Source organism: Acidovorax lacteus, from assembly GCF_039540375.1.
GTDB classification, from domain to species: Bacteria; Pseudomonadota; Gammaproteobacteria; order Burkholderiales; family Burkholderiaceae_C; genus Acidovorax_G; species Acidovorax_G lacteus.
The window spans coordinates 104,180-125,689 of sequence record NZ_BAABEX010000013.1 but is presented as its reverse complement, the minus strand read 5'-3'; the positions used below and the strand labels follow the sequence as shown (position 1 = coordinate 125,689).

General features: G+C 69.0%; 20 protein-coding genes. 9 read left to right on the top strand and 11 right to left on the bottom strand.

The features are described 5' to 3' along the window. Nucleotides 1-10: 10 nt before the first annotated feature. The 8 genes from fusA to ABD866_RS09920 form a co-directional block, all read right to left on the bottom strand. Complete coding sequence (gene fusA / locus ABD866_RS09955) at nucleotides 11-2,113, bottom strand: elongation factor G (protein ID WP_345064061.1); 2,103 nt, start codon at nucleotides 2,111-2,113, stop codon at nucleotides 11-13. A gap of 81 nt (nucleotides 2,114-2,194) precedes the next feature. Continuing rightward, nucleotides 2,195-2,668, bottom strand: coding sequence for a 30S ribosomal protein S7 (gene rpsG, locus ABD866_RS09950; protein ID WP_345064057.1), 474 nt, complete (start codon nucleotides 2,666-2,668; stop codon nucleotides 2,195-2,197). 174 nt (nucleotides 2,669-2,842) lie between these two features. After that, entirely contained in the window at nucleotides 2,843-3,220 is a 378-nt protein-coding gene (gene rpsL / locus ABD866_RS09945; protein WP_198971880.1) for a 30S ribosomal protein S12, read from the bottom strand. Between the two features lie 270 nt (nucleotides 3,221-3,490). Then, nucleotides 3,491-4,663, bottom strand: a complete 1,173-nt coding sequence (locus ABD866_RS09940; RefSeq protein ID WP_345064051.1) for a D-alanyl-D-alanine carboxypeptidase family protein — start codon at nucleotides 4,661-4,663, stop codon at nucleotides 3,491-3,493. Nucleotides 4,664-4,737: 74 nt separating this feature from the next. Beyond that, nucleotides 4,738-5,388: an alpha/beta hydrolase gene (locus ABD866_RS09935; RefSeq protein ID WP_345064048.1), complete on the bottom strand. Its 651-nt coding sequence runs from the start codon at nucleotides 5,386-5,388 to the stop codon at nucleotides 4,738-4,740. 99 nt (nucleotides 5,389-5,487) lie between these two features. Then, nucleotides 5,488-5,856, bottom strand: a complete 369-nt coding sequence (locus ABD866_RS09930; protein WP_345064045.1) for a (2Fe-2S) ferredoxin domain-containing protein — start codon at nucleotides 5,854-5,856, stop codon at nucleotides 5,488-5,490. A 65-nt stretch (nucleotides 5,857-5,921) separates the two neighbouring features. After that, entirely contained in the window at nucleotides 5,922-7,022 is a 1,101-nt protein-coding gene (locus ABD866_RS09925; RefSeq protein WP_345064042.1) for a VanZ family protein, read from the bottom strand. A gap of 14 nt (nucleotides 7,023-7,036) precedes the next feature. After that, on the bottom strand, nucleotides 7,037-7,465 hold the full coding sequence (locus tag ABD866_RS09920; RefSeq protein WP_345064039.1) for a CopD family protein: 429 nt from the start codon (nucleotides 7,463-7,465) through the stop codon (nucleotides 7,037-7,039). A gap of 299 nt (nucleotides 7,466-7,764) precedes the next feature. Here ABD866_RS09920 and hemB point away from each other — a divergent pair, with 299 nt between their 5' ends. The 3 genes from hemB to ABD866_RS09905 all read left to right on the top strand — a co-directional run bounded on the left by hemB (nucleotide 7,765) and on the right by ABD866_RS09905 (nucleotide 11,710). Continuing rightward, nucleotides 7,765-8,775, top strand: coding sequence for a porphobilinogen synthase (gene hemB / locus ABD866_RS09915; RefSeq protein WP_345064036.1), 1,011 nt, complete (start codon nucleotides 7,765-7,767; stop codon nucleotides 8,773-8,775). Nucleotides 8,776-8,832: 57 nt separating this feature from the next. After that, nucleotides 8,833-9,966 carry a magnesium transporter CorA family protein gene (locus ABD866_RS09910; RefSeq protein WP_425549577.1) on the top strand — a complete coding sequence of 378 codons (1,134 nt, stop codon included), beginning with the start codon at nucleotides 8,833-8,835 and terminating at the stop codon, nucleotides 9,964-9,966. Nucleotides 9,967-10,168: 202 nt separating this feature from the next. Next, complete coding sequence (locus ABD866_RS09905) at nucleotides 10,169-11,710, top strand: methyl-accepting chemotaxis protein (RefSeq protein WP_345064030.1); 1,542 nt, start codon at nucleotides 10,169-10,171, stop codon at nucleotides 11,708-11,710. A 29-nt stretch (nucleotides 11,711-11,739) separates the two neighbouring features. Here the strand turns inward: ABD866_RS09905 and ABD866_RS09900 are convergent, their stop codons facing one another. Both ABD866_RS09900 and ABD866_RS09895 read right to left on the bottom strand, forming a co-directional pair. Beyond that, a complete protein-coding gene (locus ABD866_RS09900; protein ID WP_345064027.1) occupies nucleotides 11,740-12,663 on the bottom strand; it encodes an amidohydrolase family protein in 924 nt (307 codons plus the stop codon). Nucleotides 12,664-12,668: 5 nt separating this feature from the next. Beyond that, a complete protein-coding gene (locus tag ABD866_RS09895; RefSeq protein WP_345064024.1) occupies nucleotides 12,669-13,358 on the bottom strand; it encodes a dienelactone hydrolase family protein in 690 nt (229 codons plus the stop codon). A gap of 212 nt (nucleotides 13,359-13,570) precedes the next feature. Between ABD866_RS09895 and ABD866_RS09890 the strand changes: the two genes are divergently transcribed. The 5 genes from ABD866_RS09890 (at nucleotide 13,571) to ABD866_RS09870 (ending at nucleotide 18,605) form a co-directional block, all read left to right on the top strand. Further along, nucleotides 13,571-14,206 carry a MarC family protein gene (locus ABD866_RS09890; RefSeq protein ID WP_345064021.1) on the top strand — a complete coding sequence of 212 codons (636 nt, stop codon included), beginning with the start codon at nucleotides 13,571-13,573 and terminating at the stop codon, nucleotides 14,204-14,206. A 307-nt stretch (nucleotides 14,207-14,513) separates the two neighbouring features. Further along, nucleotides 14,514-15,197, top strand: coding sequence for a winged helix-turn-helix domain-containing protein (locus ABD866_RS09885; RefSeq protein WP_345064019.1), 684 nt, complete (start codon nucleotides 14,514-14,516; stop codon nucleotides 15,195-15,197). Nucleotides 15,198-15,212: 15 nt separating this feature from the next. Next, nucleotides 15,213-16,643: a two-component system sensor histidine kinase CreC gene (creC, locus tag ABD866_RS09880; protein WP_345064015.1), complete on the top strand. Its 1,431-nt coding sequence runs from the start codon at nucleotides 15,213-15,215 to the stop codon at nucleotides 16,641-16,643. Between the two features lie 151 nt (nucleotides 16,644-16,794). Continuing rightward, nucleotides 16,795-18,288 (top strand): cell envelope integrity protein CreD, encoded by a 1,494-nt coding sequence (gene creD / locus ABD866_RS09875; protein WP_345064013.1) that lies wholly within the window; start codon nucleotides 16,795-16,797, stop codon nucleotides 18,286-18,288. Then, on the top strand, nucleotides 18,285-18,605 hold the full coding sequence (locus tag ABD866_RS09870; RefSeq protein ID WP_345064010.1) for a hypothetical protein: 321 nt from the start codon (nucleotides 18,285-18,287) through the stop codon (nucleotides 18,603-18,605). Before creD ends, ABD866_RS09870 begins: the two co-directional genes overlap by 4 nt. A gap of 86 nt (nucleotides 18,606-18,691) precedes the next feature. Here ABD866_RS09870 and ABD866_RS09865 read toward each other — a convergent pair whose 3' ends face one another. Next, nucleotides 18,692-19,201 (bottom strand): hemerythrin domain-containing protein, encoded by a 510-nt coding sequence (locus ABD866_RS09865; protein ID WP_345064007.1) that lies wholly within the window; start codon nucleotides 19,199-19,201, stop codon nucleotides 18,692-18,694. Between the two features lie 296 nt (nucleotides 19,202-19,497). Here ABD866_RS09865 and ABD866_RS09860 point away from each other — a divergent pair, with 296 nt between their 5' ends. Then, entirely contained in the window at nucleotides 19,498-21,501 is a 2,004-nt protein-coding gene (locus ABD866_RS09860) for a DUF1800 domain-containing protein (protein ID WP_345064004.1), read from the top strand. The last annotated feature ends 9 nt before the right edge of the window (nucleotides 21,502-21,510 follow it).

The following is a 21,510-nucleotide window of genomic DNA, read 5'->3' as shown; positions in this document are numbered from 1 at the left end:
GCGAAGCCAGTTACTTGGCGCGTGCGGCGATGATCGCCTCGGACACGTTGCGCGGAGCTTCGCTGTAGTGCTTGAACTCCATCGTGTACGTGGCGCGGCCTTGCGACATCGAGCGCAACGTGGTCGAGTAGCCGAACATTTCCGACAGCGGCACTTCGGCCTTGATGGTCTTGCCACCGCCGGGCATGTCGTCCATGCCCTGCACCATGCCACGGCGGGACGACAGGTCGCCCATCACGTTGCCGGCGTAGTCTTCGGGCGTTTCGACTTCAACGGCCATCATGGGCTCAAGGATCACGGGGCTGGCCTTCTTGCAGCCTTCCTTGAAGCCGAAGATGGCGGCCATCTTGAACGCTTGCTCGGACGAGTCCACATCGTGGTACGAACCGAAGGTCAGCGTGACCTTCACATCCACCACGGGATAGCCAGCCAGCACGCCGGTGTTCAGGGCTTCGATCACGCCCTTTTCCACTGCCGGGATGTACTCGCGCGGCACCACACCGCCCTTGATCGCGTCCACGAACTCAAAGCCCTTGCCCTGCTCGTTCGGCTCCACGGTGAACACCACGTGACCGTACTGGCCCTTACCGCCCGACTGGCGCACGAACTTGCCTTCGACATCAGTGGCGCTCTTGCGGATGGTTTCGCGGTAGGCCACCTGGGGCTTGCCCACGTTGGCTTCCACGCCGAATTCGCGCTTCATGCGGTCCACGATGATTTCGAGGTGCAGCTCGCCCATGCCGGCGATGATGGTCTGGCCGGATTCCTCGTCGGTGTTCACGCGGAACGACGGATCTTCCGAGGCCAGGCGCTGCAGCGCGATACCCATCTTTTCCTGGTCGGCCTTGGTCTTGGGTTCCACAGCCTGGCGGATCACGGGCTCGGGGAACACCATGCGCTCCAGCGTCACGATCGCATCGGGATCGCACAGGGTTTCACCCGTGGTCACTTCCTTCAGGCCCACGCACGCGGCGATGTCGCCGGCACGGATTTCGTCCACTTCCTGACGCTCGTTGGCGTGCATCTGCACGATACGGCCGATGCGCTCTTTCTTGCCCTTGACGGGGTTGAACACGGTGTCGCCCTTGGAGAGCACGCCCGAGTACACGCGCACGAAGGTCAGCTGGCCGACGAACGGGTCGGTCATCAGCTTGAACGCCAGCGCCGAGAACTTCTCGCCGTCGTCGGCCTTGCGGCTGGTTTCCTTCTCGTCTTCGTCGGTACCGGCCACCGGGGGAATGTCCACGGGCGAAGGCAGGTAGTCGATCACGGCGTCCAGCATGCGCTGCACACCCTTGTTCTTGAACGCGGTGCCGCACAGCATGGGCTGGATTTCGGTCGCGATGGTGCGCGTACGCAGGCCGAGCTTGATCTCTTCTTCCGACAGATCGCCTTCTTCCAGGTACTTGTTCATCAGGTCTTCAGACGCTTCGGCAGCAGCCTCGACCATCTTCTCGCGCCACTCCTTGGCCGACTCAACCAGATCTGCGGGGATGTCCTGGTAGTCGAACTTCATGCCCTGGGAGGCTTCGTCCCAGATGATGGCCTTCATCTTGAGCAGATCGACCACGCCCTTGAAGTTGTCTTCGGCACCGATGGGGATCACCACGGGCACGGGGTTGGCCTTCAGGCGCAGACGCATCTGGTCATAGACCTTGAAGAAGTTGGCGCCGGTGCGGTCCATCTTGTTCACGAAGGCCAGACGGGGCACCTTGTACTTGTTGGCCTGGCGCCAGACGGTTTCCGACTGGGGCTGCACGCCACCCACGGCGCAGTACACCATGCAGGCGCCGTCCAGCACGCGCATGGAACGCTCCACCTCAATGGTGAAGTCCACGTGGCCGGGGGTGTCGATGATGTTGAAGCGGTGCTCGGGGTAGGACATGTCCATGCCCTTCCAGAAACAAGTCGTGGCAGCCGAGGTGATCGTGATGCCGCGCTCTTGCTCCTGCTCCATCCAGTCCATGGTGGCAGCGCCGTCGTGCACTTCACCGATCTTGTGGTTCACGCCCGTGTAGAACAGGATGCGCTCGGTGGTGGTCGTCTTGCCGGCGTCGATGTGGGCCGAGATACCGATGTTGCGGTAGCGCTCGATGGGGGTCTTGCGAGCCATTTGAAATACTCCGTTAACGGCGGAAAGCCCGCCCGCCAAAATGACGAGTCGGGCTTCAGCCTCTGAGGTGGTGGACGGTGTTTAGAAGCGGAAGTGGCTGAATGCCTTGTTGGCTTCGGCCATGCGGTGCACTTCGTCACGCTTCTTCATGGCGCCGCCACGGCCTTCGGTGGCCTCGAGCAGCTCGTTGGCCAGGCGCTGGGCCATGGACTTCTCGCCGCGCTTGCGGGCAGCTTCCTTGATCCAGCGCATCGACAGGGCCAGACGACGCACGGGACGCACTTCGACGGGCACCTGGTAGTTGGCACCACCGACGCGGCGGGACTTCACTTCCACCATCGGCTTCACGTTGTTGATGGCAACGGTGAACGCCTCGAGGGGGTCCTTGTCGGGATGCTTCTTCTGAATCAGTTCCAGGGCACCGTAAATGATGCGCTCTGCAACCGCCTTTTTGCCGCCTTCCATGATCACGTTCATGAATTTGGACAGCTCGACATTGCCGAACTTGGGATCCGGCAGGATTTCACGTTTGGGGACTTCGCGACGACGTGGCATTTTTTACCTCTATCTTTGCTTCAGTTGGCACCGTTTCCGGCACCGCGAGAGCCAATCCAGGACTCCCACTTACTCGACCCGCGCAGAACGCCTGCGTTTGGGGTCACTACGCTGCACACCGCGCCACGCGGGGAACAGCACCGAAAAACTTGCAGATCCGAACAGGACCAGGGCTTACTTGGCCTTGGGCTTCTTCGCACCGTACTTGGAGCGCGCCTGCTTGCGATCCTTCACGCCTTGCAGGTCGAGCGAGCCGCGCACGATGTGGTAACGCACACCGGGCAGATCCTTCACACGGCCGCCGCGCACGAGCACCACAGAGTGTTCCTGCAGGTTGTGGCCTTCACCGCCGATGTAGGAGATGACCTCGAAACCGTTGGTCAGGCGCACCTTGGCGACCTTCCGCAGAGCGGAGTTCGGCTTCTTGGGCGTCGTGGTGTACACACGGGTGCACACGCCACGGCGCTGGGGAGAGTTTTGCATCGCGGGGCTCTTGGACTTGGTCTTTTCGACCTCGCGCCCCTGACGCACGAGCTGGTTAATGGTTGGCATTGAATACGTCCCTAAACGTGAATGCTTCGTGAAAAAGCGAAAACGTGAATCCCTTCGGAAATTCCGAAAAGCCCTCCAATGTAGCAGGAAGGGCTTTGGGGGGCAAGCGACGGCCTTGGCAAGGGGTTTGCGGCCGTGAGCACCGCAGCCCGCCCGCTGCGATTGCGAGCAACCGGCCGCGGGCTGGTTGCCCGCAGGCGGATTCGGCTGCAACCAGCTACCGCCCACCCGCCCTGCGCCCACCGGGCTGGGCGCTGAAGGCATCGGCGCTTACTTGATCCAGAGGCGGATGGCGTCCCAGGCGCGGCCCAGCAGGCCGGCCTGCTCGACGGTGTCGAGCGCCAGGATCGGGGTTTCGACCAGCACCTGGTCGCCCAGCTTGACCTTGAGCTGCCCCACGGTCTGGCCTTTGGTGAAGGGCGCGACCAGCGGATCGGGGCGGGTGATCTCGGTCGTGACCTTGCCCGCGCTGCCTGCGGGCACGGCCACCACGATGGCTTCGGGGCGGCCCAGGCGCAGCGTATCGGCCTTGCCCTTCCACACCGGCAGCGTGGCCACGGGCTGACCGGCGTCGAACACACGCACGCCCTCGTAGGCGGTGTAGCCCCAGTTCAGCAGTTTCTGGCTCTCGTTGGCGCGGGCGTTTTCGCTGGCGGCGCCCAGCACGATGGACAGCAGGCGACGCTGCCCCACGCCGGGCAGGTCGCGCTTGGCCGTGGCCACCAGGCAGTAGCCGGCGGCCGCGGTGTGGCCGGTCTTGAGGCCGTCCACGCTCGGATCGCGGAACAGCAGCATGTTGCGGTTGGTGTTGTTCGAGGCCGGCGTGCCCGGGTAGCTGTACTGCTTGGTGGCGTAGTAGTGCAGGTACTCGGGGAAGTCCTTCATGAGCCGTGTGGCCAGGATGCCCAGATCGCGTGCCGTGGTCAGGTGGCCGGGCTCGGTCAGGCCTTCGGGGTTCTTGTAGCTCGTGCCGTTCATGCCCAGGGCCTTGGCCTGGTCGTTCATGAGCTTGACGAAGTTCTCGACCGTGCCGCCCACACCTTCGGCCAGGGCCACGGTGGCGTCGTTGCCCGACTGCACGATCATGCCCTTGAGCAGGTCGTCCACCGACACCTGCATCTTGGGGTCGATGAACATGCGCGAGCCGGGCATCTTCCAGGCGCGCACGCTCACGGGCAGCTTCTGCTGCAGGTCCACCTTTTTGGCGCGCAGGGCGTCAAACACCAGGTAAGCGGTCATGAGCTTGGTGAGCGAGGCCTGCTCCACCGGCACATCCACGTCTTTGGCGGCCAGCACCTGGCCGGCACTCACGTCCAGCAGAAGGTAGTTGCGGGCGGCGATTTCGGGCGGCTGGGGTGGCTGCTGGGCCGATGCCAGCAGGGGCAGCGGCGCGATCACCAGCGCCAGGGCCAGGGTGCGCAGCGTGGAGAGGATGCGGTTCATGAACAAAGAAGGGGAAGAAGTGAAAAGAAAACCGGAGAGGGTGGGCACGCCCGCGCATGCGGCGGTTGCGCCCGTCAGCCCAACGGGGGCTGCGCCTGCAGGTGGCGGACCACCAGCTGCTTGAGCAGCCCCAATTGTCCGTGGAAGAAATGGCCGCCCCCGGGTACCACCGTCACGGGCAGGGTCTGCGGGCGGGCCCAGTCCATCACCGATGCCAGCGGCACGGTGTCGTCGTGCTCGCCGTGCACGACCAGCGTGCGCTCGTGCGCCGCCGCGGGCAGCGGGGCCACGGCAAAGCGGCTGGCCGCCGTGCCCACCAGCACCACTTGGCGCAGATCGCGCGACTCCCACAGCCGGGCCACGCCGTGGCTGGCCACAAAGGCGCCGAACGAGAAGCCCGCCAGGGCCAGCGGCCCGGAGGGCGCCACCTGCTCGACCACCGCGAGCAGGTCGTCGGCCTCGCCGCGGCCCTCGTCGTGCGCGCCAGCGCTGCCGCCGACGCCACGGAAGTTGAAGCGCACGGCGGTCCAGCCGCACTGCACGAAGGCGCGCGCCAGGGTCTGCACGACCTTGTTGTCCATGGTGCCGCCAAACAGCGGGTGCGGATGGGAGATGACGGCCACGCCGCGGGGGGCCGCACCATCGGCCACAAGGGCGGTGTCGCGGGCGGCCTCGATGGCACCGGCGGCACCCTGCAGCAACAGGCGTTCGGTCTGGGCGTTCACAGATTTACTATTAATTTGATAGCTGCTCGTGCTTGATCAACAAGCACGAGCAGCCAAAAAGACCCCAAGCGATTCGGGCGGTCTGCGACAGACCCGGTTTCAGCGGCCGAGTTCCGGCGGCGTGCGCAGGCGCTCGACCACCTGGCCATCGCGCAGGTGCGAGGTGACGATCTCGTCGATATCGCTTTCGTCCACATAGGTGTACCAGACGCCTTCGGGGTACACCACGGCCACCGGGCCGGCCGCGCAGCGGTCCAGGCAGCCCGCCTTGTTCACGCGCACCTGGCCCGGGCCCGCCAGGCCCATGGCCTTGACCTGGGCCTTGCAGCGGTCGAACCCCTGCTGCGCGCGGTGGTGGGCACAGCTGTCTTCGCCGTTGGTGCGCTCGTTCAGGCAAAAGAAGATGTGGCGGCGGTAGTAGCCCGGCGCGTCGGCGGCCGCGGGCTGGGGGGTGGGGGTGTCGCTCATGCGCGGGATTCTAGGCGCTGCCCCGGCCGCAACCGGCGCCAGACCCCGCCGGTGTCAGGGTGGCCCTAGGCCCCGTCGCGCCGGGAGATGCGCAGCACCACATAGCCCAGCGTGACCAGCGGCCAGAGCCATCCCAGCCACTGCCCCAGGCCATAAAAGCGAATGAAGCGCCCCTGCTCCCACAACTGCAGGGTCTGGGCGTAATAGGCGCTGGCCGGTGCCTGGTTGAGCAGTCCCAGGTGCCACACCAGCACCAGCAGCAGCACCGCCGCGCAGGCGCGCCGCGGCAGCGCCAGCATCAGCGTGGCCAGCACCAGGGCCACCCACAGGCCCACGCGCACCGGCGCGCCCAGCCAGCCCCAGGCATGGGCCGGGCCCCAACTCAGCGCGGCCGACAGCGCCGTCACGCCCATGCCCAAGGCCAGCAGCACCAGCGCAAACACGGCCCGGCGGCCACCATGGCGGATCACGCTGTAGCCCAGCAGGCACGGAATGAGCAGGCCCAGCACCACGCACCACAGCTCGCCCACAGGCGACAACGGCTCCAGCGGGCCCTGCGGGACGGGCAGCCATGCCAGAAAAGGCGTGCCCTCCAGCTCGGCGGCCAGCGCGGCCTCAAAGCGCTCGCGCACCTGGCCCAGGCCGAAGGGCACGGCCGCTGGAAACAGCAGCGCCAGCGGCCACAGCGCCAGCAGCACGAGCGCGCCGCGCGCGTCGGCCACGAACCAGCGCGCGCGGAAGTCGCTCCAGCGCTGCAGCGCACCCAGGCGCTCCAGCCCGGTGGCCAGCACGGCCCCGGCCAATGTGCCCGCGGTGTTGAGCAGCCAGTCCAGATTGGACGGCACCCGCCGGGGCAGGTAGATCTGCAGGAATTCCATCGCGCCCGACAGCAGCGCACCGGCCACCACAGCCGCCGTCAGGGGCACGGCCACGCGCCGCGCACCCGTGCGCAGCAGCGCCAGCGCCAGCAAAAAACCCAGCGGCGCATAGCCCGCCACGTTGATGGAGACGTCGAACCAGGTCCAATACGGCGGCGGCAGCGGGGCCAACGCAAACACCCGCGGGTCGATGCCCTGCTCGCGCCAGCCGTCGAAGGGGAACAGGCTGGCAAAGACGATCAGCGCCGCGTACAGCAGCGCCAGGGGCCAGGCCGAGGTCTTGTGCACCGCGGCGGTCCGATTCAGAAGGGCTTGACGACCACCAGCACGACGGCCACCGTCAGCAGCAGCACGGGCACCTCGTTGAACCACCGGAACCACACATGGCTGCGCCGGCTGCTGCCGTCGGCCAGCTTGCGCAGCAGCACCGCGCAGGCGTGGTGGTAACCCACCGCCAGCAGCACCACGGCCAGCTTGGCGTGCATCCAGCCATTGCCCGGGCCGCGGCCGATGCCATAGCCCATCCACAGCCACAGGCCCAGCCCAATGGCGGGCACGGCCAGCAGCGTGGTGAAGCGCAGCAGCTTGCGCGCCATGAGCAGCAGGCGTTCGCGCTCCGACGACGAGCCCGGCGCCACCATGGCCAGGTTCACGAAGATGCGCGGCAGATAGAACAGGCCGGCAAACCAGCTGGCCACGAAGACGATGTGAAAGGCTTTGACCCAGAGCATGGGGCGCAGTGTACGAACGAAGCGCGCCGCCGGGTGCCTTGCGGGGCTGGAAGGCCCGCAAAAAAAAGCCCGGCGGGAGCGCCGGGCCGACAAGCCCGGGCTGCGTGCACGCCTCGCCCAGGCCCCGCTCAGGGAGGAAAAGCGGGGGGCAGTGGCCTGCCCGAACCCAATGTAGCACCCGGGTGCGCCACGGCACAAGGCGCTGCACCGCTGGCACACCCCGGGGATTCCCGCAGGGCGCGGGCGGTGCGCGGGATGGCCGCACCAGCCCCGCGGGCCGATAGGGCACAATTTTCGGCATGCACCTGCCCTCTCCTGCCCCGTTCCCGCAGAACCGCCCGCGCCGCCTGCGCCGCGATGCGTTCACCCGCAACCTGGTGCGCGAGCACCGCCTGTCGCCGCACGACTTCATCTATCCGGTGTTCGTGCACGAAGGCACAGGCCGCCGCGAGGCCGTGGCCTCGATGCCTGGCGTGGACCGGCTGAGCCTCGATCTGCTGCTGCCCGTGGCCGAAGAATGCGTGTCGCTGGGCATCCCGGTGATGGCACTGTTTCCGGCCATTGACCCCGCGCTCAAGACGCCCGACGGCAAGGAAGCGCTGAACCCCGAGGGCCTGATCCCGCGCGTGGTGCGCGCGCTGAAACAGGAATTCCCCGACCTGGGCGTGATGACCGACGTGGCGCTGGACCCCTACACCAGCCACGGCCAGGACGGCGTGCTCGACGACACCGGCTACATCCTCAACGACGAGACGGTGGAGATCCTCACCGGCCAGGCGCTCACGCATGCCGACGCGGGCGTGGACATCGTCGCGCCCAGCGACATGATGGACGGCCGCATCGGCGCGATTCGCGAGGCGCTGGAAGTGCACGGCCACATCCACACGCGCATCATGGCCTACAGCGCCAAGTACGCGAGCGCCTTTTATGGCCCCTTCCGCGACGCCGTGGGCACGCGCGGCGCTTTGGGCAAGGCCGACAAGAACGTCTACCAGATGGACCCGGCCAACAGCGACGAAGCGCTGCGCGAGGTGGGCCAGGACATTGCCGAGGGCGCGGACATGGTCATGGTCAAGCCCGGCATGCCCTACCTGGACATCGTGCGCCGCGTGAAGGACGAGTTCCGCGTGCCCACGTTTGCCTACCAGGTCAGCGGCGAGTACGCGATGCTCAAGGCCGCCGCCGCCCAGGGCTGGCTGCAGCACGACGCGGTGATGATGGAAAGCCTGCTGGCCTTCAAGCGCGCGGGGGCCGACGGCATCCTCACCTACTTCGCGCGCGACGCCGCCCGCCTGCTATTGAATCGATAGCGGCTTGTGCTTGATTTCTAAGCACGAGAGGCCGATTTGACCCCGAATCCAGCCGGTATCCGGATCTTCCACCTGCACGCCGGTGGCGTGCAGGAGCTGCCCGCCCTGCCCCAGCAGCCGCCCGCCCAGGGCTTTGTGTGGGTGGCCTGCGCACGCCCGGTGTTTGCCGAATGCCAGGCCGATCTGCAAGCCGCACTGCAGGCGCTGGCCGGTGTGCAGCTGGTGGACCTGCATGTGTCGGATCTGCTGAACGCACAGCTGCCCTCGCGCTACGACTACACGCTGCAGTACGACCTGGTGGTCTTCCGCCGCCTGGCCGCCGCCACGCCCGGCCACAGCGCCGCGCCGGTGCCCCCGGCCGCAGCGCCGCGCCGCGGTGGCCCGCCGGTGCTGCACCGCATCGACACCAGCCCCGTGGGCTTTGCGGTCTTCGACCAGGTGCTGCTCACCGTGCACCCGGCCGACTGCGCCGTGCGCGACGCCTACGTGCAGCGCCTGCTGGCCACGGGTGTGAGCGCGGCCGAGCCACCGCGCGAAGGCCGCCCCAGCGCCCCCCCGCCGGGCAACCGCCTGCCCACCAGCCCGGCCGACCTGATGCTGCGCCTGGTCAACCAGATGGTGGACGGCTACCTCGACCTGCGCCGCGAACTCTCGCGCCAGCTCGACCACTGGCAGACCGAGCTGCTGCGCCCGCGCACGCGCTTTTCCAACTGGAGCGCGCTGCTCGATGCGCGCATGGCCCTGCACCAGCTCGACGAAATCTGCGAAGACCAGCGCACCGCGGTGCAGGACTGGATCGACGCGCTCGAAACCTGGCCCCAGCCCGAAAGCGCCGCCGGGCTGCGCGACTGGGACCTGCTCAAGGTGCGCAGCCGCGATGTGCTGGAGCACATCGAGCGCGTGGTGCACCACGTACGGCGGCTCGAACAGAGCACCGAAACCGCCGTGCAGATGCACTTTTCGGTGCAGAGCAACCGCACCAACGACATCATGCGCACGCTCACCGCGCTCACGGCCGTGTTCCTGCCGCTGAACCTGATCGCGGGCATCTTCGGCATGAACTTCGACTTTCTGCCGCTCATCCACCAGCAGGACGGCTTCTGGTGGGCCATGGGAGCCATGGGGCTGATCGCGCTGGCGCTGGTGGCGCTTTTCTGGCGCAAGCGCTACCTGGCCCGCACGGGCGGCTGAGCCCCGCCAGGCCCGCCCGGCGCGGGCCGGGCAGCCAAGCGCAGCGGCATGTCGCCCGGGAGACGGCGCGCCCGGCACACCGCCAAGCTCTTGACGCGCATCAAATCCATACCGCCCACAGGATGCTGCAATCGCAGGCTTTCGCACACCAACCGTTGGGCCGCCGGTGCAGTCGGCTCTGTCTTTCTTGCCTCCGCATCCGATGAACCGTCTCACGATTGCTGGCCAATTGCGCCTGATGGCCGCCGTCAGCACCCTGATCCTGATTGCCACGTCCGCCTACTTCTTGTGGGAGGAATACCACCTCAACCGCAGCAGCCGCGAGATGGCCGTGCGCCAGAACGTGGAGATTGCTCACTCCATCCTCGACTGGGCGCAGCAGCTCGAAAAAGCTGGCACCCACACCCGCGAGCAGGCCCAGCAGCTGGGTCTGTCGGCCCTGCAGGCCGCCCGCTATTCGGGCAACGAATACTTCTGGCTGCAGACGGTGGACGCCAAGGTGGTGATGCACCCCTTCCGCCCCGATCTGAACGGCAAGGACGGCTCGGCCATCAAAGACCCGGACGGCAAGGCCATCTTCCGCCTGTTTGGCGACCGCGCCCGCCAACCCGATGGCGGCGGCATCGTCGAATACCAGTGGCCCAAGCCTGGCCAGCAAGACCCTGCGCCCAAGATCTCGTACGTCAAGCGCTTTGCCGCCTGGGACTGGGTGGTGGGCTCGGGCGTGTACGTGGACGACCTGCGAGCCACCTTCGTCGCCAGCCTGACGCGGTCGCTCGTGGTCATCGGCATTGCGCTGGCCATCAACCTGCTGATGGTGCGGGGCGTGTACCGCACCGTCTCGCGCGGGCTGGGCAAGGCCATTCGCGTGGCGCATGCGATTTCGCAGCGCGACCTCACGCAGGAGATCACCGTCAAGGGCCAGGACGAGATCAGCGAGCTGCTGCGTGCCATGCAGCGCATGCAGACCGACCTGATCGACACGCTGCGCACGGTGCGCGACACCACCGACCAACTTGCCCAGGCCAGCGAGCAGATTGCCAGCGGCAACATGGACCTGAGCAGCCGCACCGAAAGCACCGCGTCGAGCCTGGAGCAAACGGCGGCCAGCATGGAGCAGCTCACCGGCTCGGTCGCACAGAACGCGCAGGCCGCGCGCCGCGCCGCCAGCACCGCCACCAGCGCGAGCGAAGTGGCCATGCAGGGCGGTCAGGCCGTGTCGCAGGTGGTGGACACCATGAATGGCATCAGCGCCTCGTCGCGCCGCATTGCCGACATCATCGGCGTGATCGACGGCATTGCCTTCCAGACCAACATCCTGGCGCTGAACGCCGCCGTGGAAGCTGCACGGGCCGGTGAACAAGGTCGCGGCTTTGCCGTGGTGGCCGGCGAGGTGCGCAGTCTGGCCCAGCGCAGCGCCGAGGCCGCACGCGAGATCAAGCAGCTCATTCAGCGCTCGGTCGAGCAGGTCGAAGCCGGCGCCACGCAGGTGGACGCTGCGGGCCAGACCATGGACCGGCTGGTCGCATCGGTGCAGGAAGTGCACAGCCTGATCCAGGAAATCACCACCGCCACGGGCGAGCAGAGCAACGGCATTGCCCAGGTGAACGTGGCCGTGTCGGAGCTGGACCGCATGACGCAGCAGAACGCCTCGCTGGTCGAAGAATCGGCCGCCGCCGCCGAGAACCTGCGCGAGCAGGCCGTGGCGCTGGCCGAGAGCGTGAACCGCTTCCGCATGGCCTGAGCGCCCTGCGCCCCCTCCGCACGGGGGGCTCAGCGCGGCGGTGCGCTCACGCCCCAGAGCTGCGCTGCGTTGTCCCAGGCCACGCGGCGGGCCACCCCTGCGGGCAGGCCGCCCAGCCAGCGCCGGTAGCTGGCCATCAGCTCGCCGTAGTAGAGCCAGCGCTGGTTGACCCAGGTGTCCGAGCCGATCAGAAAGCGGTCTGGGTAGCGCTCGATCAGCGCACGCCAGGCCGGACAGAGCTGCCCGTCGTCGCACACCAGCCCGGGCCGGTACGACAGCTCGCCCATCAGCCGCGGGTAACGCTCCAGCAAGGCCTGCACGCGCTCGGGCGCGGCCCCGCCAATGCCGGTGTGCGCCCACACCAGGCGCACCGCCTGCCCTTGCGAGGGCGTGTGCGCCATGAGCTTGTCGATGGCCACGTCGTCCACATGCGCGAGCACGGCCAGCTGCCGCTCCTCGGCCAGGGCCATGAGCTGGCGCGCCACCGGGCCGTCGGCATCGGCGCTGTCGTACAGGTGGAATTCGCCAATGCCCCGGTAGGGCCCGGCGGCCGTGCCGCGCGCGAGTTCTTCCAGCACCATGGCGTAGATGCTCGGGTCGCGCGGCCAGCCGGTGTAGTCGGCCCGGTTGCGGTACAGGCGCACAAAGGGCACGACCTGCACACCGGCCGCTTGCGTGGCTGGCAGCCCGGCCAGCGTGAGCGAGCCGGCATTGGGCCGGGAGTTGGCCAGAATGCCGCGCACACCGGCCGCCTGCATGCGGCGCAGCACGTCGTCGGGCGGGTGCGGGCCGGCGCGGCCGTCCCAGGCCTCGTCGTTGTAGTGCAGGTGGGCGTCGAACAGCGGGCCGCCGTAGGGCGAAGGCTCTGCGGCCTGCGTCGGGCCCGCCAACGCCGCGCACAGGCCCAGCGCGGCGGCCCAACCGATGGCCCCGAAGGCGCGGGCGCGGCGCATGGCGATCAGCCCAGGTGGCGGTCGAAGAAGGCGAGCGTGCGGTCGCGCGCCACCAGGGCTGCGGCCTCGTCGTACGAGCCGCGCTGGTCACAGTTGAAGCCGTGGTCGGCCTGGTACACATGCACCTCGACCCCGGGGTGGGCGCGACCGAAGGCCTGCACGCTGTCGAGCGGAATCCAGTGGTCGCGCTCGCCAAAGTGCGCGAGCACCGGCACGCGCGGCTGGCGGGCCGACTCTTCGGGCGTGGTCATGCCGCCGCCGTAGTAGCACACGGCTGCGGCCAGGCCTTCGAGCGCGCAGGCCGAGCGCCAGGTCAGCAGGCCGCCCCAGCAAAAGCCCACGATGCCCACCTTGCCGCCGCTGCGCTCGCGCGCCCAGTCGATGGCGGCCTGGATGTCCTGCAGCACACCGGGGGCGGGCAGGCCGTCCACCGCCTGCTTGAGGCCGAAGCCGTCCTTCATGTCCTGTTCGGTGTAGCCCAGCTCCACCCCCTGCTGCACGCGCGCAAAGGTGGAGGGCGCGATCGCCAGGTAGCCACGCGCGGCAAAACGATCGGCCACGGCGCGGATGTGGCTGTTGACGCCAAAAATCTCCTGCAGCACCACCACGGCGCCCTGCGGCGGCGCGTCGGGTTCGGCCACCCAGGCGGGGCAGGCCTGGCCATCGGCGGCCTTGAGTTCGATCCACTGACCCATGTGCGTTCTCCTTGTTGCGGTGCGGCGGCGGCCCGGCAGTGTCGCGCCCGGGCACCACCGCGGGTGGGGCCCCCTCGCCTCGGGCGATGGGGAATGCTGTAATGCGGCCCATTGCCGCACCCTGGCATTCTTGCAGCGCCTGGCTTTTCGGGCAAAACACTCGGCCTTGGGGCCAGCGCTGCGGCCCGCCGAATCCACCCCGAGTCTTGCGCATGGACCTCAAACCGCTGATCACGCTGCTGGCGATCGTCAATCCGCTGGCCATCGTGCCGTTTTTCATCCACTACACCGAGGGCTTCAGCCCCGCGCAGCGCCGCCGCACCATCCAGGTGGCCTCGATGAGTGTGTTCTGCGTGATCGCCGCCTGTGCGCTGCTGGGCCTGCAGATCCTGGATTTCTTCAACATCTCGCTGCAGAGCTTCCAGGTCGGCGGCGGCATGCTGCTGCTGATCTCGGCCATGAACATGCTCGGCGCACAGCCCGCAGAGGCCAAACCGCACACGCACGAGCTGGAAGAAGGCGCCGAAAAGGCCGCGGCTGGTTCGAGCATCGCCGTGGTGCCGCTGACGATTCCGCTGCTCACCGGCCCGGCGAGCATGTCCACCGTGGTGATCTACGCCGACCGGGCGCAGACCTTCTGGCAGCACGCGTCGCTGCTGGTGTACGGCGTGGTCATCGCCGCAGCGACGGCCGTGTGCTTTGCACTAGCCGACCCGATTGCGCGCGTGCTGGGCAAGACCGGCATCAACGTGATGACCCGGCTCATGGGCCTGATCCTCGCGGCCCTGGCGGTGGAGGTGATGGCCGACGGCCTGGGCAAGCTGTTCCCGGTGCTGGTGGCGCGGTGACAGGGTGCCCCCTGAGTCGCCTGCGGCGCCTTCCCCCTCGGAAGGCTCCTCGGTACGCATCGAGCGGAAAGTGTGCGCCGCGGATCGGGAACGGCTGCAAGGCGCCAAGCGCAGCAATAGCCTGCGCTATTGCGAGCATTGGCAACGCAGCGGGCGGCCCGAGTCCGCGGATGCACACGGCGCGAGGATGCGTGCAGAGGGGCCCTGGCCCTCGCTGCGGGGCGGCCCTTGCTCGGCGTCCCCGCGCCGACGGCCCGCGCACCTTGCCACCGGGGGGGGCGGCAGGCTTCACGCACTAGCATTGACCATGTCCACCATCCTCGTTCTGGAAGACGACCCGGCGATTGCCCACACCGTGTGCTACGCCCTCGGCCGCGAGGGCTGGGCCGTGACGCACAGCCTGCTCGTGCAGGACGCGCGCCAGCAGCTGCGCGGCCAGCGCTTTGACGCGCTGGTGCTGGACGTGGGCCTGCCCGACGGCAGTGGGCTGGATTTGCTGCGCGAGCTGCGCCAGGCGCCCCCGGCACTGGCCCAGTTGCCGGTGCTGGTGCTCAGCGCCCAGGGCGAAGAGATCGACCGCGTGCTGGGCCTGGAGCTGGGCGCAGACGACTACCTGGCCAAGCCCTTCAGCCCGCGCGAGCTGGCGGCGCGCGTCAAGGCCCTGCTGCGCCGCGCGGCGCGCGCACCCGCCACCACCGCCCCTGCGGGCCTGCACGACGACGCCGCAGGCCAGCGCATGCTGCTGGCCGGGCAGCCGCTGCCGCTCACGCGGCGCGAATACCGTCTGCTGGCCTGCCTGGTGCAGGGCGCGGGCCGCATCCTGAGCCGAGAGGCCCTGCTGGCCGCCGCCTGGGGCGACGACAGCGACAGCCTGGACCGCACGGTGGACACCCACATCAAAACCCTGCGCGCCAAGCTGCGCGAGGCCGACCCGTCGCGCGAGTACATCGTCACCCACCGCGGGCTGGGCTACGCGCTGGCCGCGGGCTGACCGCACCTCCGTCCCATGCGTCTCGGCCTGCGCCTGCTGTTTGCCTTCTTCGTCATCAACGGCATTGCGGCCTTCTTTGTGCTGCGCGTGTTCGTGGCCGAGATCAAGCCCAGCGTGCGCGAGGTGATGGAAGACATGATGGTGGACACCGCCCACCTGCTGGCCGAACTGGCGGCCGACGACCTGGCCGCGGGCCGCCTGGCCGACGGGCGCTTTGCCCAGCAGGTGCGGGCCTATGCGCAGCGCACGGTGGACGCGCCGATCTGGGGCCTGTCCAAGCAGAGCCTGGACTTCCGCATCTACGTGACCGACGCGCAGGGCGTGGTGCGGTTCGATTCTGAGCAGCGCGCCGTGGGCGAGGACTATTCGCGCTGGCGCGACGTGGCCCGCACGCTGCGCGGCGAATACGGCGCACGGGCCACGCGCGAAGACCCGGCCGACGACAGCACTGGCGTGATGTACGTGGCCGCCCCCGTGCAGGTGGACGGGCGCATTGCCGGCGTGCTCACCGTGGCCAAGCCGGTGCGCAGCGTGCAGCGCTTCATCGACCGCGCCGAGCGCAAGGTGCTGGCTGGCGGCCTGCTGCTGCTGGGCCTGTCGGCGGCCGTGGGCGTGGCCGTCACGCTGTGGATGGTGTGGAACGTGCGCCGCCTGCGCGACTACGCCCTGAGCGTGCAGGGCCCGGCGGCCGGCGCGCCCGCGGGCGACTGGACGGCCCCGCCCCCCGTGCCCCGGGTGCCGGGCGAACTGGGCGACCTGGCGCAGGCCATGGACCGCATGCGCGCCCGGCTGCAGGGGCAGGACTACGTTGAGGGCTATGTGCGCGCCCTCACGCACGAACTCAAAAGCCCGGTGGCCGCCATCCGCGGCGCGGGCGAGCTGCTGCAGGACGATCTGCCCGCGGCCGACCGCGCACGCTTTGCCGACCAGGTGGTGGCGCAGAGCGAGCGCCTGCAGCGGCTCATCGACCGGCTGCTCGAACTCTCCAAGCTTGAGCAGCGCCCGCACGCCGAGGCCTCGGCCCCGGTGGCGCTGGCCGCCTGCGCGCAGCAGGCGCTGCAGCAGGTGCAGGCGCGCGCGGCGCAGCGCGGCATTGCGCTGGCGTTGAGCGGCGAAGGCGCGAGCGGCCCCTGGGAGGCCGAACTCATCACCCTGGCGCTGGGCAACCTGCTGGACAACGCGGTGGACTTTTCCCCGCCCGGCAGCACCGTGCAGGTGCGGCTGAACGGGCCCGAGGTGCAGGTGCAGGACGCAGGCCCCGGCGTGCCCGACTATGCGCTGCCGCGGCTGGGCGAGCGCTTTTTCACCACTGCGCGGCCCGACGGCACGCGCAGCGGCTCGGGCCTGGGCCTGGCCATCGTGCAGCGCGTGATGGCCCTGCACGGGGGGCAGATGCAGGTGCGCAACACCGCGCCGGGCCTGTGCGTCACGCTCACCCTGCCCTGACGGGCGCGTGAGCGCGGGGCAGCCGGGCCGTCCCGCGCCCGCCGCCCCGCCGCCCCGCCGCACCACTTCACACCCGCTTCACAGACTTCATGGTCCGCTCACGCGGGCTGCCGAGACTCGCCTCCACACACCACAACACCTCGGAGGACCTGTGAAGAAACGCCATCCCTGGCTCACCAAACTCGCCGCGCTGGGCGGCATCACCCTGCTGCTGCTGTGGGGCCTGGGCCTGATCGCCGACATCGTGCGCGACCGCCAGAGCCACCGCAGCCAGGCCGTGCAAAGCGTGGCCGACAGCCTGGCGGGCCCGCAAACCCTGCTGGGCCCGCTGATCCACATGGCCTGCGTCGAAAGCTGGGACGACGCCACCGCACCGGCCGAGCGCCGCGGCGAGCAGCGGCGCGAATTCCGCCTCACGGCCATGCCTGAGCGCCTGGTGCTGCGCACCGATGTGGCACTGCAAGAGCGCGCGCGCGGCCTGCACAAGGTGCCCGCCTACCAGACGCAGACGCGCATAAGCGCCCAGTGGGACACGCTGGCCAGCCTGCAACCGCAGCGCCAGGTGCAGGGCTCGCGCCTGCAGTGCGGCCAACCCATCCTGATGGTGGCGGTGAGCGATGCGCGCGGCATCCGCAACGCGCGGCTGCAGCAAGACGGGCAGACGCTCGCGCTCAAGCCCGGCACCTTCCACCCCACCTATGCGCGCGGCCTGCACGCAGTGCTGCCCGCAGCGCTGGCGGGCAGCAGCGGCGGCTTTGCGGCCACGCTGGACCTGGAACTCGTGGGCACCGAGCGCTGGGCCGTGGTGCCGCTGGGCAGCACCACCGAAGTCAGCGTGCAGGGCCCGTGGCCGCACCCTTCGTTTGGCGGACGCTTTCTGCCCACCGAGCGGCAGGTATCGGACGCGGGCTTTCGCGCGCAGTGGCGGCTGTCGTCACTGGCCACCACGGCGCAGCAGGACGTAGAGCGCAAGCGCCGCCTGTGCGACCCGGCCAGCGACACCGGAGCGGACGCGGCCACGCCCGCCGAAGGCCCGAACGCCGCGCCGCGCGGTTGTGTGGACAGTTTCAGCGTGGCGCTGGTGGACCCGGTGAACCCCTACACCCTGAGCGACCGCGCCACCAAATACGGCCTGCTGTTTGTGGCCCTGACCTTTGTGGCCGTGGGCCTGTTCGAGCTGCTGCTGCGCCTGCGCGTGCACCCGGTGCAGTACCTGCTGGTGGGCAGCGCGCTGTGCAGCTTCTTCCTACTGCTGGTGAGCCTGTCGGAGCACCTGCCCTTTGGTTGGGCCTACGGCGTGGCGGCCAGCGCCTGCGTGGCCCTGCTCACCTACTACGCCAGCCACATGCTCGGGCGGCTGTCGCGCGGGCTGCCGCTGGGCGGCGGCATTGCGCTGCTGTACGGGCTGCTGTACCTGCTGCTGCAACTGGAGCAGACGGCCCTGGCCGTGGGCTCGATCGCGCTGTTCGCCGTGCTGGCCGCAGTGATGGTGCTCACCCGCAAGGTGGACTGGTACGGCCTGGCCCCGGCGCGTGCCGACCTGCCCGAAAAACGCCCACCACCGCCCGCACCGCCCACCTCGGCGGGCATGCAGTTCCCGCCCGTGCCGCCGCGCGGGGCGTCTCCTGCGGCGGGGTCGGCATGAGCGCCGCGCACCCCCATCACGCGGCGGGGCAGAACGGCTGGGAGCGCTTTCTGGCCGGGCACGGCAGTGAAGGCACGCCGCCCCCCGCCACCGCGCTGAGCCCGGCCGACGCCGACCGCGTGGCCGCCTACCGCGACGCGCTGCTGCAGGCCCTGGCCCAGCGCGACCGGCAGGCGCTGGCCCAGGCACAGGCGCGGCTGGCGCAGGCCGCATGGCGCGCACGCCCGCTGGCTGCGCCCCCGCTGCGCCGTGCGCTGCGCGAGCTGGCCTGGCGCGCGGCCGGGTTGGGTGTGGCGCTGCGGGTACCGCTGGGCTGAGGGGGAATGAGAGCGAAATCGGCTGCTCGTGCTGATTAATCAAGCACGAGCAGCTATGTATTTGATAGCAATGGCTTGCAGGGTGGTCAAGCCGTCGCAGCCGCCTCGGCCTGCTCGGCATCGCCAGACGAGCAACTGTGGCCGCCACAGCCGTGGATCAGCTCCTGCGGCAGCGCACCGGGCGCGTGCACGGTGCCGGTGGCCGGATCAAAGCCCACGCGGCGCAGGTGCAGCGCGAGCGCCGCGTCCATGCTTTGTGCATGCTGCGGAAACCACACCGCCAGCTCCGACGCCATGGCCCGCACCACGCCCAGCTCGCCGCGCTCTGCACGGGCCGCGCCTTCGCGCATCACCTGCAGCACCACCTTGTGCTGCAAGCTGTGGCAGTTGCCCGAGGCAAAACGCGTCTGCGCCATCCAGGCGTCTTCCTGGCCGAAATGCTGTTCGGTGTGGTCCACCAGCGCATGCCAGGCGGCCAGCACGCCCGCATCGTCGGCACGCTCGACGGTGGCCAGCAGATCGACAAACTCGCGGTGGGTGTCGTCCATCAGGGGCAGGTCGAGCGCGAGCGCGTCGGTCCATTGGAGTGTGGGCATGGGGGGCTCCTTGGGGGCAGCAACAGGAAGGCGCAGCTTAGGTGCGCGCCCCGGAGGGTGCTTTGACGCAGGTCATGCGCTGCGCGGCGCGGTCGCACCGGCAGCGGTGGCTCAGGCGGGCGATCGGCTTGGCAGGCAGTGTTGTAAATCCCCCTCAAGTCGGGGCGATGGCCGTCAAGCCTTTATCGAGAGACAGTTGCGTTTGGTAACGGCTGTGCGTTCTATACACGTTTGCACGGTGTATCGCGGCGTAACGCGGCTTCTTACACTGCGGACACCACTCCTGCGCCCGCACCATGGACACCCTCGTTGCCCCAGACGCCCCCCAGCGGGCCCTTGACCCGAACACCCCGGGTGCCGACCAACCCGCAGCCGCGACGAGCCCGGGTGCGCCCCGCAGCGCAGCAGCCACGGCTGCAGGCACAGCCACCATGGCCGCCGCTGCGGCCAGTCTGGCCGCCTGCGGCGGGGGCGGCGGCGGGGGCAGCGGTGCCAGCCTGCCCGGGGGTGTGACGCCGATTCCCACGCCCAGCCCGGCGCCCCTGCCCAGCCCCGCGCCAGCGCCTGCTCCCACGCCCGCGCCGGGGCCAGCGCCCGGGCCTGCACCGGCCCCGAGCCCAGCACCAAGCCCGGCCCCTGCACCGGCCACCGGCCTGTACCGCTTCACCACCCCGGCGAACGACGCCGACGCCGCACGCTTTCTGCTGCAAGCGCAGCTGTCCACCTCGGTGGGCGAAATCGCCTCGCTGCGCAGCAGCACCTATGCCGACTGGCTGGAGCAGCAATTCAACACCTCGCCCGGCATCACCGGCTGGGACTGGCTCAACCAGCGCGGCTACGCGGTGGTGGACAGCAACAACTATTTCGACAACAGCTACCCGGCCGATTACATGATCTGGCACCAGCTCATGCGCGCGCCCGACCCGCTGCGCAAGCGCGTGGCGCTGGCCTTGTCCGAGATTTTTGTGGTCTCCACCTCGGGCATCGACATCAGCTGGCGCAGCCACGCCATGGCCGCGTACTGGGACATGCTGGTGGCCAACGCCTTCGGCAGCTTCCGCAAGCTGCTCGAAGACGTGACGCTCAACCCGGCAATGGGCGTGTACCTGAACACACGCGGCAACCAGAAAGAAAACCCCGCCACCGGCCGCCAGCCCGACGAGAACTACGCCCGCGAGATCCTGCAGCTCATGTCCATCGGGCTGGTGCAACTCAACCAGGACGGCTCGTCCAAACGAGACGGCAGCGGCACTCCGCTGGAGAGCTACACACAAAGCGACATCACCAACCTGGCGCGCGTGTTCACGGGTTACGACTTCGACATGTCGCAGAACGTGCCGATTCCGGTGCCGGGCAGCTCTCGCACCGTGCCCAGCACTGCGTACACGCGCCTGCCCATGGCGCTCAACGCAAGCCGCCACTCCACGCTCGAAGCCCGCTTCCTGGGCGCAACTGTGGCCGCCAACACGCCGGGTGCCGCTGCGCTCAAGACGGCGCTGGACACCATCTTCAACCACCCCAATGTCGGGCCGTTCATCGGCAAGCAGCTCATCCAGCGCCTGGTGACCAGCAACCCCAGCGCGGGTTATGTGTCGCGCGTAGCGGCCGCCTTCAACGACAACGGCCAGGGCCAGCGCGGCGACATGCGCGCCGTGGTGCGCGCCATCCTGCTCGACGACGAGGCGCGCGACCCGGCCACCGCCACGCAGCCCACCTTCGGCAAGCTGCGCGAGCCCATGCTGCGCCTGGTGCAGTGGGGCCGCACCTTCGGCCTGAACTCCACCTACGGCAGCTGGAAGATTGGCAACCTGAGCGACGCGGGCACCAGCATGGGCCAAAGCCCGCTGCGCTCGCCCTCGGTGTTCAACTTCTTCCGCCCGGGCTATGTGCCGCCGTCGACCGGCCTGGCGGCCATCGGGGCGGTGGCGCCGGAGTTCCAGCTCGTCAACGAAAGCAGCGTGGGCGGTTACCTCAACTTCATGCAGAACGCCGTGCGCAGCGGCCTGTATGCCAACGCGCCCGACCAGCCCAACCCCGGCAGCAACGCCACCAACGGCTTCGACATGAAGCCCAACTACGCCAACGAACTGGCCATCGTCACCGACGCCGACGCGCTGGTGGCACGCCTGAACCTGCTGCTGTGCGCAGGCCAGCTCAGTGCGGCCACGGTCAAGCTCATCAGCGATGCGGTCAAGACCATCACCGTCACGGCGTCGAGCAGCGAGGACACCAAGCTCAACCGCGTGGCAGCCGCTGTGCTGCTGGTCATGGCCTCGGCCGAGTACCTCGTGCAGAAATAACCGATTCCA

What these genes read in the sequence shown, in the direction of transcription:
- ABD866_RS09870 (WP_345064010.1), top strand. Translation starts at nt 18,285, where the DNA reads ATGAGCGCCGCGCACCCCCATCACGCGGCGGGGCAGAACGGCTGGGAG.
- rpsL (WP_198971880.1), bottom strand. Translation starts at nt 3,220, where the DNA reads ATGCCAACCATTAACCAGCTCGTGCGTCAGGGGCGCGAGGTCGAAAAG.
- hemB (WP_345064036.1), top strand. Translation starts at nt 7,765, where the DNA reads ATGCACCTGCCCTCTCCTGCCCCGTTCCCGCAGAACCGCCCGCGCCGC.
- ABD866_RS09860 (WP_345064004.1), top strand. Translation starts at nt 19,498, where the DNA reads ATGGACACCCTCGTTGCCCCAGACGCCCCCCAGCGGGCCCTTGACCCG.
- ABD866_RS09890 (WP_345064021.1), top strand. Translation starts at nt 13,571, where the DNA reads ATGGACCTCAAACCGCTGATCACGCTGCTGGCGATCGTCAATCCGCTG.
- ABD866_RS09895 (WP_345064024.1), bottom strand. Translation starts at nt 13,358, where the DNA reads ATGGGTCAGTGGATCGAACTCAAGGCCGCCGATGGCCAGGCCTGCCCC.
- ABD866_RS09865 (WP_345064007.1), bottom strand. Translation starts at nt 19,201, where the DNA reads ATGCCCACACTCCAATGGACCGACGCGCTCGCGCTCGACCTGCCCCTG.
- ABD866_RS09940 (WP_345064051.1), bottom strand. Translation starts at nt 4,663, where the DNA reads ATGAACCGCATCCTCTCCACGCTGCGCACCCTGGCCCTGGCGCTGGTG.
- fusA (WP_345064061.1), bottom strand. Translation starts at nt 2,113, where the DNA reads ATGGCTCGCAAGACCCCCATCGAGCGCTACCGCAACATCGGTATCTCG.
- ABD866_RS09920 (WP_345064039.1), bottom strand. Translation starts at nt 7,465, where the DNA reads ATGCTCTGGGTCAAAGCCTTTCACATCGTCTTCGTGGCCAGCTGGTTT.
- rpsG (WP_345064057.1), bottom strand. Translation starts at nt 2,668, where the DNA reads ATGCCACGTCGTCGCGAAGTCCCCAAACGTGAAATCCTGCCGGATCCC.
- ABD866_RS09930 (WP_345064045.1), bottom strand. Translation starts at nt 5,856, where the DNA reads ATGAGCGACACCCCCACCCCCCAGCCCGCGGCCGCCGACGCGCCGGGC.
- ABD866_RS09900 (WP_345064027.1), bottom strand. Translation starts at nt 12,663, where the DNA reads ATGCGCCGCGCCCGCGCCTTCGGGGCCATCGGTTGGGCCGCCGCGCTG.
- creC (WP_345064015.1), top strand. Translation starts at nt 15,213, where the DNA reads ATGCGTCTCGGCCTGCGCCTGCTGTTTGCCTTCTTCGTCATCAACGGC.
- ABD866_RS09905 (WP_345064030.1), top strand. Translation starts at nt 10,169, where the DNA reads ATGAACCGTCTCACGATTGCTGGCCAATTGCGCCTGATGGCCGCCGTC.
- ABD866_RS09885 (WP_345064019.1), top strand. Translation starts at nt 14,514, where the DNA reads ATGTCCACCATCCTCGTTCTGGAAGACGACCCGGCGATTGCCCACACC.